6 protein-coding genes are annotated in these 14,611 nt (G+C 74.2%); 2 read left to right on the top strand and 4 right to left on the bottom strand.

Features of this window, described 5'->3' with window-relative positions; all coding sequences use genetic code 11:
* Positions 1–38 precede the first annotated feature (38 nt).
* Positions 39–8,039 carry a pectinesterase family protein gene (locus ASF82_RS01690; RefSeq protein ID WP_056052578.1) on the bottom strand — a complete coding sequence of 2,667 codons (8,001 nt, stop codon included), beginning with the start codon at positions 8,037–8,039 and terminating at the stop codon, positions 39–41.
* Between the two features lie 283 nt (positions 8,040–8,322).
* Positions 8,323–9,285 carry a sugar-binding domain-containing protein gene (locus ASF82_RS01685; RefSeq protein WP_341777173.1) on the bottom strand — a complete coding sequence of 321 codons (963 nt, stop codon included), beginning with the start codon at positions 9,283–9,285 and terminating at the stop codon, positions 8,323–8,325.
* A 124-nt stretch (positions 9,286–9,409) separates the two neighbouring features.
* Between ASF82_RS01685 and ASF82_RS01680 the strand changes: the two genes are divergently transcribed.
* A complete protein-coding gene (locus ASF82_RS01680) occupies positions 9,410–11,155 on the top strand; it encodes a glycerol-3-phosphate dehydrogenase/oxidase (protein ID WP_056052571.1) in 1,746 nt (581 codons plus the stop codon).
* A 245-nt stretch (positions 11,156–11,400) separates the two neighbouring features.
* Complete coding sequence (locus tag ASF82_RS01675) at positions 11,401–12,147, top strand: GntR family transcriptional regulator (RefSeq protein ID WP_056052568.1); 747 nt, start codon at positions 11,401–11,403, stop codon at positions 12,145–12,147.
* On the opposite strand, the gene ASF82_RS01670 is transcribed toward ASF82_RS01675, so the two are convergent.
* Both ASF82_RS01670 and ASF82_RS01665 read right to left on the bottom strand, forming a co-directional pair.
* A complete protein-coding gene (locus ASF82_RS01670) occupies positions 12,144–13,184 on the bottom strand; it encodes a hemolysin family protein (protein WP_056052565.1) in 1,041 nt (346 codons plus the stop codon). The two genes, ASF82_RS01675 and ASF82_RS01670, sit on opposite strands and share 4 nt — an antisense overlap.
* Complete coding sequence (locus ASF82_RS01665) at positions 13,177–14,604, bottom strand: hemolysin family protein (RefSeq protein WP_056052562.1); 1,428 nt, start codon at positions 14,602–14,604, stop codon at positions 13,177–13,179. Before ASF82_RS01665 ends, ASF82_RS01670 begins: the two co-directional genes overlap by 8 nt.
* Positions 14,605–14,611 lie beyond the last annotated feature (7 nt).

Genomic DNA, 14,611 nt, shown 5'->3' with positions numbered 1-14,611 from the left:
CGCCGGGCTCGGCGCCGCCCACCGGCGCGCCGCCGGGCTCAGCGCCGCGTCGGGTCCCAGCCGTCCGTCCCGGCGAGGTACGCCGCCGCCGTCATGCCGGCCGCCGCCTCGTCGCTCAGCTGCGGGCGGGTCGCGGGCGTCGTCACGACGGCGCCGGGGCCGGTGTTCCGGTACTCGCTGAACCGGCCGGCCGTCCAGGTCGTCACGGCGTCCCAGTCGTTCCACGGCTTGTCGACCGCGACGGCCGACCCGAGCACGGTGTCGCGGACGACGACCTGCGCCTTGCCCTGCGTCGAGTACGGCCGGCCGAGGTAGATCGTCCCGGCGGCGCCGTCGGTGACGATCGTGCTGTCGGTGACCAGGAACCCGAACGGCGACGCCGCGGAGACCGAGGAGTCGGTGAGCGAGGCCCCGGGCCGGTCGAGCACGTGCACGGTGCTGTGGTCGATCACCGTGACGGCCCGGCCGAGCACCAGGTCGGCCCCGCCCTCGAGGTACGACCCCGTGACGAAGACGCGGCTGAAGGTCGATGTGTTGGCCGTGGAGGCGAGCAGCGTCTGCTTGTCGCCGAGCAGGCGCACGTGGTCGACGACCTGCTTGTCTCCCGACTTCACCTGCAGCGCCGTCGCCTGGGCGCCCGGCGTGCTCGCCACGCTCTTCAGCGTGAGGGCCCGCAGGGTCCACTGGGGCCCGGAGATCGTCATCGCGGCGACCGCGCCGCCGGGGGCGGTGACCACGACGTCGGCCGGGTCGCCGGTCGCGCCGACGATCGTCACCCCGTAGCGGTTGCCGCTCACCACCGGGCCCGAGTAGGCGCCCGGCAGCACCAGCACGGTGCGGCCGCCCTGGGTCGTGTAGTCGGCGTTGTTCGGCAGGAGGCCCGGCGAGGCCGCGACCAGGGCGCCGGCCGCGTCGACCTGGCCGAGCACGCCCTGCAGCGTCGTGGCGTCGCCGCTGCCGTCGGCGGCGACCACGTAGTCGACCTTGACGGGGGTCGCGGAGGCGACCGTCGAGGGGGCCGACACCGCGCCTCCGGCCTTCGCGACGACCGACCACGAGTAGGCGGTGCCGACGACGACCGACTGGTCGACGAAGCGCGTGGCGTCGGCGCCCAGCGAGGCGACGACGGCCGAGCCGGCGGAGGCCGAGCTGCGGACCACGTCGTACCCGGTGACGCCGGAGGCGGTGCTCGCGGCCCAGCCGACGGTCACCGAGCCCTTGCCGAGCGTCGTCGTGACCGCCGTGGGGGCGACGGGGGCGACGGCCCCCGGGTCGACCGGCTCCGACGGGGTCACGGGCGTGACGGCTGTGGCGGGCGTCGCCGTCACGGTGGCCGGCGCGGAGCGGTTGCCCGCCGCGTCGACCGCGACGACGGCCCAGGTGTACGGCTGGCCGTCGGTGAGGCCGGTGTCGCTCCAGCTCGTGACCGGCCCGACCGAGGCGACGAGGTTCGCGGCCGAGGGCGTGACGGTCGTGCCGGGTGCCCGGTGGACGGACCAGCCGACGACGTCGGCGTCGGCCGGCGCCGTCCAGCCCAGGGTCGCCGACCGCGAGCCCGCGACGGCGGTCAGCGCGGTGGCCGCGCCCGGGGCGGTGGCGTCGGCCGGAGCAGCCGGGTCGGCCACGGCGGGGTACCAGGAGGCGGCGCCCAGCCAGGCGGACACGGTCGCAGTGACCGACTCGGCGGGGGTGAGCTGCGGCCGTGACGCGGTGGCGGTCGTCGCGGCGCCGGGCCCGGTGTTGCCGAACTCAGCGAACCGCGCCGCCGTCCAGGTGTACCCGTTGAAGTCCTGCCAGGGCGACGACTTGACGCCGGTGCCCAGCACGGTCTCGCGGATGATCGCCTGGGGCGCGTTCGCGGCGGTCGTCGTGCCCTGGGCGTACGGGCCGCCGAGGCGCACGTCGGTGACCCCGGCCGCCGGGGCGATCGTCGAGCCGACGACGAGGAAGCCCCGTCCGCCGACCGCGGTGGTCGACGGGATGAGCACGGTGCCCGAGGTGCGGGTCGGCGTGATGGTCGTGTCGTGCACCACCAGCGACGCCCGGCCGAGCAGGACGTTGCTCGCTCCGCGGACCGTCGACGACTCGATCATCTGTCGGCTGGTCGCGCCGGCGGTGGGCACGTCGGCCCAGACGGCACGGTCGACGGCGCTCAGCGCCACGCCGGTGAGGAGCACCCGGTCGCCCGTCATCGAGACGGCCGGGCCGTTCGAGGCGCCCGAGGTGTTCTCGACCGACAGCCCCTGCACCGTCACGCCCGAGCCGGTGATCGACAGGGCGGGCGCGGCCGTGCTGCTGGTCAGGGTCACGTCGGAGGCGCGGGCCCCGCCGCCGAGGACGGTCACGTTCGACCGCGCGATGGTCGTGCTGCCGACGTAGCTGCCGGGCTCCACCCGGACGACCCAGGGGCCGGAGCCGGTGGCGGCGTCGACCGCCGACTGGAGCGTCGGGTAGGGGCCGCCGGCCTGGACGACCGCGTCGACGCGCTGCGCCGGCGTCACCGCGACGGCCGCGCTGCGGGTCGACTCGGCGCCGGAGGCGTCGACCGCCGTGACGGTGAACGAGGTCTCGGTGCCGTTGGTCAGGCCCGTGGCCGTGAAGCCCTGCGTCGTGGTCGTGCCGACCTCGACCCCGTCGCGCTGGACGCGGTAGCCGACGACGTCGGCCTCGGTCGACTCGTCCCAGGTGAGGACGGCCTGGCCGCTGCCGCCCGCGGCGGTGAGGCCGACGGGGGCCGTGGGCGCGACGTCGGCGACCGGGGCGAGCGTCGGGTCCCACCCGTCGGTGCCGGCGAGCCAGGCCGACGGCGTCGCGGCGGCGGCGTCGGCGTCGCTGAGCTGCGGCCTCTTGTCGTTGACCGTGGCGCCGGGGCCCGTCGTGCCGTGCTCGGCGAACCGGCCGTCGGTCCAGACGTTCGGGGCGAAGTCGACCCAGGGTTGCGTCGTCGAGACGCCGTCCGAGATCCAGGTGTCGACCAGCGCGGTCTGGCCGCGGGAGTCGTCGCCGTAGGCGCCGTCGCTCCACGAGCGCCAGGGCCGGCCGAGCGCGAACGTGTCGTCGGCGTCGCTGGCGATCCGGCTGTCGACCACGAGGTAGCCGCGCGCCTTGCTGGCGGTGCTCGGCGCGAAGATCGTGCCCCCGCCGTGCGCGGTCGCGTGGATCGTCGTCCGGTCGAAGACCGCGGTCGCCCGCCCGAAGACGAAGTCGACGTTGCCCTCGATGAAGCTGTCGACGTAGTACTGGCGGGGGTAGCCGCTGCCGTCGGCCGTGATGTTCCCCGAGGCGTCGGCGTTGAGGGTGTCCTGCACGCCGAGGAGGCGCACGTCGCGGTAGACCTGGCGGTCGCCCGTCGCGCGGAGGGCGACGGCCTGCGTGTTGTAGGTGCCGATCTCGGGGTGCGCCGCCTTGTCGAACGTGTTGCTGATCGTCAGGTCGCGCACCTGGACGCCGGCGCCCGACAGGGTGACGGTGGCGCTGCCCGCGGTGCCGCAGGTGGCGGCGACGACGGCGGGGCACGTGGTGGCGGAGCGGGGCGTGCCGTTGGCGTTGTCGAAGGTCAGCACGACGTCGCGGGGGTCGCCCGTGCTGCCGGCGATGACGAGGTTCGACTTCGACGACGAGACCACGCCGCGGTAGGTGCCGGGCTCGACGACGACCACGGAGGGCTTCGTCGCCGTGCCGGCGGGGACGGCCGCGAGGGCCTGCTGGAGGGTCGTGACGTCGCCCGAGCCGTCGGCGGCGACGGTGACGTCGGCGACCAGCGGCGCGGGGGCGGGCACCGCGGTGACGGCGGCCGGGGCGGACGACGTGCCGGCCCGGTCCACGGCGACCACGAGGTAGTGGACGGCCGTGCCGTTCGCGAGGCCCGTGTCGACGAAGGTCGGCTTCGCGAGCTCGGCGACGAGCAGGGCCGGGTCGACGGCGACGGGCTCGTCACCGGTCGACCGGTAGACCCGGTAGCCCGTCACGTCGGCCTCGACCGACTCCGTCCACGACAGGCCGACGCGCTGTTCGTCGGGGCTGGCGACCAGGCCGGCCACGGCGAGGGGCGCCACGTCGGGGCGCGGGGCCGCGACCGGGTCCCAGCCGTCGCTGCCCGCGAGGTAGGTCGCGGCCGTGTAGCCGCGCGCCTCGTCGTCGGTGAGCTGGGGGCGGGTGGCGGAGGCGCCGCTGCCGGGCCCGACGTTGCCGTGCTCGGCGAAGCGGGCGCTCTGCCAGGTGGTGGTGACGCCGCTGTTGACCATGTTCGTCCAGGTCTGGGTCGAGCTGATCACCGGTCCGAGCCAGGTGTCGCGGACGACGACCTGGGCGATCGCCGACGAGTCGGCGACGCTCGTGCCGTCGGCCTGCGCCTTGCCGGGCTGCCAGGGGCGGCCGAGCGACTGCGAGCCGTCGGGGGCGGTGCCGACGATGCGGCTGCCCGTGATCAGCACGCCGAAGCGCTGCGAGACGTCGGTGCTGGCCGCGGTGACGGCGCCGTTCGGCGACGTGCCGTGGTCGAGCGCCGCGAGGGTGGAGTCGTCGATCACGACGGTGCCGCGCCCGAAGACGAAGTCGACGTCGCCGGCGACGTACCCGCCGTGGAAGTACGAACGGGCCGGCACGCCCGCGGACGGGCTGTTGGCGTACCAGGTGTCCTGGTTGCCGAGCAGGTGGACGTTCTCGTACACGAGGCGGTCGCCGGTGGTGCGGAGGGCGACGGCCTGGCCGGAGGCGTACGTGCCCTCGACGTAGGCGTTCTCGACCGTGAGGTCGCGCAGCTGCACCGAGTTGCCGGTGATGACGAGCGTGGCGCTGCCCGAGGTGCCGTAGGTGTCGGCGACCCCGTTCGTCGTGGTGCCGGTCGGCGTGCCCGCGGCGCGGTCGCCGGTGATGACGACGTCGCCGGCCTGGCCGGTGGCGCCCACGACGATCGTGTGGGGCTTGCTGATCGTGGCGTACTCGGCGTAGCGGCCCGCGGCGAGCGAGATGACGGTGGGGTCGGTGGCCGTGCCCGCGGGGGCCGCGGCGAGCGCGTCGCGGAGCGTCGTGAAGCGCGTCACGCCGTCGGCGGGGGCCGCCGGGTCGACGACGACGTCCGTGACGAGCGGGGCCGCGGCGACGAGCGCCGTCACCTCGGCGGAGGGCGCCGACACGGCGCCGGTGCGCGAGAGCGCCACGACGGCCCAGCGGTAGGTCGAGCCGGTGCTGACGGTCGTGTCGCTCCAGGTCGGGGCGTCCACGGTGGCGACCGGCACGAAGGGGCCGGTCTCGTCGGCCCGCAGCACCTGCCAGCCGGTGACGGCGGCGGAGGCGTCGTCGCTCCAGCTCAGGTGCACGACGCGGGCGTCGGGCGAGGCGACGACGTCGGTCGGGGTCGCCGGCAGCGCCGTCGAGGCGGCACGGACGGGGTTCCAGCCGTCCTTCCCGGCGAGGTACTTCTCGGGCGTCGCCGCCGCGGCCTCCTTGGCCGTCAGCTGCGGACGGTTCTCGTTCGTGCCGGCGCCGGGGCCGGTGTTGCCGCTCTCGGCGAAGCGGGCGTCCTTCCAGGAGAAGGGCACCTTGACGCCCGACGAGTCCGTCGACGACATGTCGTCCCAGGGGGCCGCCGCGTCGATCGCGCGGGGCAGCCAGGTGTCCTTGACCACGACCGAGCCGAGCGCGTCGGGGTCGGCGCTCGGGTGCCACGGGCGGCCGAGGTTGACCGTGCCGGCGGCGGCGTCGCTCACGACCTTGCTGTCGGTGATCAGGAAGCCGTACTTGCTGCCCGTGTCGGTGCTCGCGGCGGTGAGGTAGCCGTTGTTCGCCTTGCCCCGGTCCAGCGACCGGAAGGTGACCCGCTGGAACACCGCGGTGCCGGCGCCGAAGACGTAGTCGACGTCGCCCTCGACGTAGCTGTCGACGTAGTACTGGCGGATGCGGGTGGTGGGCTTCGGGGTGTCGGCCAGCAGGGTGTCCTGGTTGCCGAGCAGGCGAACGGTGTCGGCGACGAAGCGGTCGCCCTCGACGCGCAGGGCGACGGCCTGGGCGCTGGTGATCTGCGGGTTCGCGGCCTCGTCGAAGGTGTTGGCCACGGTGAGGTGGTCCAGGGTCACGTTCGCGGCGGTGACGAGCACGACGGCGCTGCCGGCGGTGCCGAGCGTCGACTCCGGCTCGTCGGGGTCGGCGCTGCCCGAGGCGCGGGCCGACCGGATCACGACGTCGCCGGGGGTCGCCCCGGTGCCGTGCACCTGGACGTTCGGCCGCGAGATCTCGAACGACTCGTCGTAGGTGCCGGGGGCGACGTCGACGCGGTACGCGTCGAGCGAGGCGCGGGGGATCGCCGCGAGCGCCGCGCCCACGGTGGCGTAGGTGCCCTGCGGCCCGACGGTCAGCACCGTTTGGACGACGGGCAGCGGCACGGCGGCGGTGCGCGAGGTCGCGGTGACGACGCCGCTGGCCTTCGAGACGTTGCCGACGCGGTCCTGGGCGGTCACGCGGTACGAGGCCGCGACTCCCTGGGGCGCGCTGGTGTCGACGAAGCGGGGGGAGGCGCCGGACGCGTCGAGCGGGACGGTCGCCAGCAGGGTCCACGTGCCCCCCGCGACGCTGCGCGACACGGCCCAGCCGGCGAGGTCGAGGTCCTTCGGGGCCGTCCAGGAGAGCGCGAGGCCGGCGGTCGGGCCGGCGGCGACCTTCAGCGAGCCCGGAGCACCCGGGGCGACGTTCGGCGACTTCGCCGTGACGGCGAGGTACGACGACGCGTTGCCCGAGCGGTCGACGGCGCGCACGCGGTAGTAGACGGTGTCGCCCTCGGCGACGGTCGGGTCGGTGAAGGTCGACGCCACGAGGACGCCCTGCCCGCTCGCCGGGAGGTGGGGCACGTAGACCTCGTCCCCGTTCCGCCTCGTCACGGTGTAGCCGGCCAGGTCGGCCTCGCCCCCGCCCGCCCACGAGACCGTCACGCCTCCGGTCGCCAGCACGACGACCTTCGGGCTCGACGGAGCGCGGGGCGGCGTGGTGTCGCCGGGGACGGCGGCGCTGACGACGGCCGCCGGGCCCTGCCCCGCGGCGTTCGTCGCGACGACGGACCACCACGACGTCGCCCCGGCGGGGGCGGCGGCGTCGACGGCGCTCGTCGCCGTGGCGGACGAGGTGGGCACGCGCACCCACGGCCCGGAGGCCGCGGCGCCGCGGGAGAGGACGTAGCCGGTGGCGCCCGGCGTGGCCGACCACGAGACGGTGGGCACGCCGGCGCTGCTGAGCTTCACGGCGAGGCCGGCCGGGGCGGCGGGGACGACGGCGGGGCCGGCGGGGCGGGTGGCGCTGACGGTCGTGGCCGACGACACGTTGCCGCTGTGGTCGACGGCGGTCACGCGCCAGGTCGACTTCACGCCCGAGGGGGCCTGGGCGTCGGTGAACTGCGACGTCGTGACCGGCGAGCTGGTGAGCTGGACGGCGGAGCCGCCGGAGGAGGCGGTGCGGGTGACCGTCCAGCCGGCGACGTCGGGCTCCGTCGCGTCGGCCCAGTCGAGGGCGACCCCGGCGGCGGAGACGGTGGCCTTGAGCTTCGCGGGCGACGAGGGCTTCGTCGTGTCGGTCGCCGTGACCGACTTGACGCTCGAGAGCTTCGAGACGTTGCCCGAGCGGTCGACCGCGGCCACGGCGTAGGAGGCCTTCGCCCCGCCCGTGATCGTCGCGTCGACCGCTGACGGGGTCGTGGGGCTGGCGATGAGGGTCGACGAGGTCGACACCGACGACGTGCTCGAGCGGTACACGCGGTACCCGGCGAGGTCGCCGGCCGAGACCTTGCCCCAGCTCAGCGAGCTGCCGACCCCGCCGCTGTAGCTGACCTTCAGGCTGCTCGGCGCGGACGGCGGCGTCGTGTCGGCCGCGGCCGTGGCGGCCTGGATCGGCAGGGCCGCGCCGGCGAGCGCGACCACGGCGGCGAGGGCGACGAGGGCGCGCGTGCGACCGGGGGCGGAGGCGCCGCGGCGGCGGGCGGCACGTCGGCCGTGCGCCCGCGGGGACGGGGCGATGGGGGCGGAGTCGGGAGAGGGCGTGACGGGACGACCGGGCATGGCGGTGGGGTGCCTTCGGGTAGGCGCGGCGACCGACCGCCCGGGCACGCGCCGATGCACCGCGGCCGGGGGCCGTGGGGCGGGACGGGTGCGCGGCGATCGTGCATCGCAGGTTCGGGTGAGCGCTCACTCCGAGGTGGGGTGGGCCCCGGAGCGTCCCCATCATGGGGGACGCACAGCTCCAGACGCAAGGGTCTCTCACGTCGGCGTGTCGTCGGTGCTGCGGGCGCGCCTCCTCGGGGCTCCTCCGCCCTCCGGGCCGGGTCGTCGGCGCGCGCCCGCCTCAGCTCGCGAGCAGCGCCCGCGCCGTGCCCTCGTCGAGGATGAGGTCGGTCGCCAGCCCGGCCGCGAGGGCGCCGCGGACGCCCGCGACCTTCGCCTCGCCGGCGACGACGCAGACCCGCCGGGGAGCCCGGCGGACGGTGGCGAGGTCGGGCCCCGTGCCGCGGGCGTTCAGCTCGATGTCGGTCGACGAGCCGTCGGCGCGGTAGAAGACGGTCGCGACGTCGCCGACGACGTGGTCGGCGTCGAGGCTGTCGTGGTCGCTCTGCTCGAGGTAGCCGCCCGAGTAGACGTGGCTGGGCACGCGTGCGTCGCGCGAGCCGACGCCGAAGACGACGAGGTCCATCGACGCCTGCAGCTCGAGCACGCGCTTCGTGCTGCGCTCGCGCCACAGCGCCCGCTTCGTCGCCGGGTCGTCGAAGAACGCCGGGACCGGGAACTGCTGGATCGCCGCCGTGTACGCCTGCCCGAACCGCCGCAGGATCTCGCTCGCGTACTCGATGCCCGTCGTGCGCGTGTTCGCGGCGCCGTTCAGCTGCACGACGACCGAGTTGTGCGTGGGCTTCGGCACCAGCGACCGGCTCACGGCGCTGAGGGTCGAGCCCCAGGCCACCCCGATCACCATGTTCGAGTCGACGTAGGGCGTGATCGTTCGTGCAGCCGACAGGGCGACCCGTTCGAGCCGGTCGACGTCGCTCGTCTGGTCGGGCACCGGCACGACGTGCGCCACGACGCCGAAGCGCCGGTGCAGCCCCTCGGCGACGGCGGTCGCCTGGTCGAGCGGCGACTTGATCTGGATGTCCACCAGCCCCGACTCGCGGGCGGACTTGAGGAGGCGCGAGACCGACGAGCGGGACGTCCCCAGCTCCGAGGCGATCGCCTCCATCGTGAGGTCCTGCATGTAGTAGAGGTGCGCCGCACGCAGCGCCTCCTGGGTCTTCTCCGCCGTCGTCAGCTCGGTCACGAGCACCTCCGTGCACATGTGTGCAGATACGTTGCACCCTCGCTCCGAGGGGTCGACCATGAGGTTACCGGCGAGACGGTGCGTCCACCCGCCCCGCCACCACCCCCAGATGGAAGAAGACCCCGTGACCGAGTCGAAGAAGACACAGAGCATCCGCAAGAACGTCGCCGCGATCATCGACCGCCCGACCGCGAAGGTGTTGATCGTCGGAGGGGGCATCAACGGCATCGCGACCTTCCGCGACCTCGCCCTCCAGGGCGTCGACGTCGTCCTCGTCGAGCGCAACGACTACGCCTCGGGCGCCTCGGCCGCCTCGTCGCACATGATCCACGGCGGCATCCGCTACCTCGAGAACGGCGAGTTCCGCCTCGTCCGCGAGAGCGTCGAGGAGCGCAACGGCCTCCTCAAGATCGCCCCGCACTACGTGAAGCCGCTGCAGACGACGATGCCGATCTTCTCGACCTTCTCGGGCATCCTCAACGCCCCGCTGCGCATGCTCACGCACAAGCAGCGCTCGACCAAGGAGCGCGGCGCGCTGCTGATCAAGGTCGGCATGACCCTGTACGACTCCTTCTCGCGCGACGGCGGCTCCGTGCCCCGCCACGTGTTCCGCACCGGCAAGGCCGCGCTGAACGACATGCCGGCCCTCAACAAGGGCGTCAAGTACACCGGCACCTACTACGACGCGTCGGTCCACGAGCCCGAGCGCCTCGCGCTCGACGTGCTCAAGGACGGCCTCGCGGTCGGCACCGGCGCCCGCAGCGCCAACTACGTCGAGGCCGTCGGCTCGCGCGACGGCGGCGTGCTGCTCCGCGACGTCGTCAGCGGCACCGAGTTCGTCGTCCAGGCCGACGTCGTCATCAACGCCTCCGGCCCCTGGACCGACCTCACGAACCAGGCGTTCGGCGGCGAGTCGGCGTACATGGGCGGCACCAAGGGCTCGCACATCGTCGTCGACAACGCCGAGCTGCTCGAGGCCACCAAGGGCCGCGAGATCTTCTTCGAGAACAACGACGGCCGCATCGTGCTCATCTACCCGCTCAAGGGCCGGGTGCTGATCGGCACGACCGACATCGACGCCGACCCGTCGCAGCCCGCGGTCTGCACCGAGGAGGAGGTCGACTACTTCTTCGACCTCGTCAAGCACGTCTTCCCGCAGATCGAGCTCGGCCGTGACCACATCGTCTACCGCTACTCGGGCATCCGCCCGCTGCCCCGTCACGAAGACACGGCCCCCGGCTTCGTGTCGCGCGACTACCGCATCGTCGAGACGCCCATCGCCGGCCTGACCTCGACCGTGCTGAGCCTGGTCGGCGGCAAGTGGACCACCTTCCGTGCCCTCTCGGCGCACCTCTCGACCGAGGCCACGAAGCGCCTGGGCGTCGAGCGCACCGTCGACACGACGGGCATGGCGATCGGCGGCGGCAAGGGGTTCCCGACCACCGACGCAGCCCGTACGACGTGGGTCGCGGCGCACGCCGACGGCCTCGACCGCGACCAGGTCGACCGCCTCCTGACGCGCTACGGCACCCGTGCCGAGAGCGTGATCGAGACGCTGCTCGACCAGCCGTCGCAGCCGCTGGCCAGCGAGCCCGAGCTGACCGAGGCTGAGATCGCCTACTTCGCCGAGCACGAGGACGCCGTCCACCTGGCCGACGTCGTGCTGCGCCGCACGAACCTCGCGTTCGTCGGCGGCGTGACGATCGAGCTGCTCACCGAGATCGCCGACGTCCTGGGCCGCGCCCTCGACTGGAGCGACGAGCAGCGCGACGCCGAGATCGAGGCGACCATCGAGACGCTGCGCGCCTCGCACGGCGTCGAGGTCGGCTCGCAGCACGTGCCGAGCGAGACCGCCACGGCCTCGAAGTGACGACCCGCGCCTCCTGACCCGCGAGGGCCCCCGGGAGGCGCGGTGCACCGGCCCGTGCGCGTCGCGTTCCTGACCCGACACGGTGCGCACGCCAGGAGAGACCCGCCCGCCCCCTCGGGGCCGGGCGGGTCTCGTGCGTCCGGGCCACCCGTCCCCAGCCCTCGCTCCCCCGGACGACGGACTGGTATGTGACACTTCTCCGGTAGGGTCGTGCCGTACCGCCCTCGTGCCGAACGGAGACCGCCGTGCCCATCCCCACCTCGCCCCCCGCCGCCGAGCGTCAGCTGCTGCGCGACACGGTGCGCTCGCGCATCCGCGACGCGATCGTCGACGGCACGCTCGAGCCCGGCGAACGCCTGCACGACGACGAGCTGATCGCCTGGCTCCAGGTGTCGCGCACCCCCATCCGCGAGGCGCTCGGCGACCTCGTGCGCGCCGGCCTCGTCGAGATGGCGCCGAACCGCTACACCCGGGTCGCGACCCCCCGGGCCGAGGAGGCCATCGAGGCCGTCCAGACGCTCGGCGTCCTGTTCGGCGGCGCCGTGCGCCTCGCCGTCCCCCTGCTGGCGGCGGGCGTGACGGCGCAGATCGTGGCCGGCATCGACGCCTGCCTCGCCGACCTCGACGCGGAGGACGGCCCGGCGCTCAACGCCCACACCGTGGCGCTCTTCTCCACCTACGTCGACCACTGCGGCAACGCCTCGCTGCAGCGGGTCTGCCGCGACGTGACCGACGGCCTCGCCTACAAGCTCCGCCTGCCCAACATCGTCCAGGTGCTCAACTGGGCCGGCATGGCGGAGCAGTACCGCCTCCTGCGGCAGGCGACGCTCGACGGCGACCCGATCACCGCCGAGCTCGCCGCCGAGGCCCTGCACGAGCTGCCGGGCGAGCGGCCCGCCCCGGCACGCGGGGGCGGGCCGGGGCCGGTCGCGGCCCAGCCCGTCGTCGCGGCCCAGCCCGTCGCCGAGGCCCAGCCCGTCGTCGGGGCCTAGACCGTCGTCGCGTCGTCGACCTCGCCGACGAGCTCCTCGATGATGTCCTCCAGGAAGAGCACGCCGGTCGTCGTGCCGTCGGCCCGCACCGACCGGGCCACGTGGGCACCGCTGCGGCGCATGGCCGCGAGGGCGTCCTCGAGGTCGGCGTCGTGCGAGACCGCCCCCAGGCGACGGATGCGCTTCTCGGGCACCGGGGCGTGGAACGACTCCGGCGTCGTGAGGTCCATGACGTCCTTGAGGTGCAGGTAGCCGGTGGGCTGCCCGTCGGCGTCGGTGAGGACGTACCGCGAGTAGCCGTGGGCCGAGACGGCGCGCTGCACGTCCGCGGGGGTCGCCGCCGGGGCGAGCCGCACCATGTCGGCCACCGGCACCTCGACGTCGCGCACCTTGCGGGTCGTGAACTCGAACGCGGCGCTGAGGGTGCCCGACGCGTCGTCGAGCACGCCCTCGCGCGTCGACTGCTGCACGATGCCGGCGACCTCGTCGAGCGTGTAGGTGCTGGTCGCCTCGTCCTTCGGCGTCACGCCGAAGAGCCGCAGCACGCCGTTGGCGATGCCGTTGAGCGACCAGATCACCGGCTTGAACACGCGGGCCACGAAGACGAGCGGCGGGGCCAGGATGAGCGCGGCCCGGTCGGGCACCGAGAACGAGAGGTTCTTCGGGATCATCTCGCCGACCACCACGTGCAGGAAGGTCACGAGCACGAGGGCGATGACGAACGCCACGACGCCGATGGCCTCGGCCGACAGCGTGGTCAGCCCGAGCGGGATCTCGAGCAGGTGGTGGATCGCGGGCTCCGACACGTTGAGGATCACCAGCGAGCAGACCGTGATGCCGAGCTGGCTGGTCGCGAGCATGAGCGTCGCGTGCTCCATCGCCCACAGGGTCGTCTTGGCGGCCTTGCTGCCCGCCTCGGCGCGCGGCTCGATCTGCGAGCGACGGGCGCTGATGACGGCGAACTCGGCGCCGACGAAGAAGCCGTTGACGACGAGCAGCACCACCAGCCAGACGATGCCGGGCAGGTACTCACTCATGGGTCAGGTCCTCTCGGAGGGCGGTGGCGATGCGGTCGTGCTCCGCGCGGTCGGCGCGGTCGCGGTTCTCGGCGGGGGTGGCGGGGCCGGAGGCGCGGGTCGTGCCGGCCGGGCCGGTCGCGTCGTCGTCCGCCCGCGGCACGAAGCGCAGCCGCTCGGTGCGCTGGCCCACGACGCGCTCGACGCGGAGGGCGCCGCCGGCGACCTCCACCTCGTCGCCGACCTCGGGCAGCCGCCCGAGCCGCTCGGTGACGAAGCCGCCGACCGTCTCGTAGTCGCCGTCGTCGGGCACGCGGATCGCGGCCCGGTCGTGGAGCTCGTCGGGCCGGAGCGCGGCGTCGAACAGGACGGTGCCGCCCGAGCGGACGATGCCGACGCGCGCACGGTCGTGCTCGTCCTCCAGCTCGCCCACGATCTCCTCGACGAGGTCCTCCAGGGTGACGAGGCCGGCGGTGCCGCCGAACTCGTCGGTGACCACGGCGATCTGGAAGCCGTCGCGGCGGAGCAGGCCGAGCAGCGTGTCGGTGCCCATCGTCTCGGGCACGAAGCGCGCCTCGGAGACGAGGGCGGAGACGAGCACGTCGTCGCGCTCGGCGAGGGGCAGGGCGAACGCCTGCTTGACGTGCACCACCCCGAGGATGTCGTCGGAGTCGTCGCCGATGACGGGGAACCGCGAGAAGCCGCTGCTCAGCGAAGCCTCGACCACGGCGGCGGCGGTGTCGGTCGCCCGGACGGTCGTCATGCGCACGCGCGGCGTCATCACGTCGACGGCGTCGTGCTGGGAGAAGCGCAGGGTGCGGCCCAGCAGGGTCGCGTGGTCGTCGTCGAGGACGCCCTCGAGCGCGGAGCGGCGGACGAGCGAGCTGAGCTCCTCGGCCGAGCGGGCGCCCGAGAGCTCCTCCTTCGGCTCGATGCCCATGCGGCGGATGGCCGCGTTGGCCGTGTCGTTGAAGAGCAGGATGACCGGCTTGAAGACCGTCGTGAAGGCCGCCTGGAACGGCACGACGAGCTTGGCCGTGGCGAGGGGCAGGGCGAGGGCGAAGTTCTTCGGCACGAGCTCGCCGATCACCATCGAGAACAGCGTGGCCACGAGGATGCCGACGACGGCGCCGATGCCGGGCACGATCGCCTCGGGCACGCCGAGGCCGGTGAGCGGTCCCTCGAGCAGCGAGCTGATCGCCGGCTCGAACGTGTAGCCCGTCAGGAGCGTCGTCAGCGTGATGCCGAGCTGCGCGCCGGAGAGGTGCGTCGACGTGATGCGGAGGGCCCCGATGGTCGGGCCGAGGCGCTTCTCGCCCCTCTCCTGGCGCTTCTCGAGGTCGTTGCGGTCGAGGTTGACCAGCGAGAACTCGGACGCGACGAACAGGCCGGTGCCGACGGTGAGGACGAGACCGATGCCCAGCATCACCCACTCATTCATGGTGCCC

It is taken from the genome of Frigoribacterium sp. Leaf164, from assembly GCF_001423665.1.
Classification (GTDB): domain Bacteria; phylum Actinomycetota; class Actinomycetes; order Actinomycetales; family Microbacteriaceae; genus Frigoribacterium; species Frigoribacterium endophyticum.
This window is presented reverse-complemented; position numbering and strand designations above follow the sequence as displayed.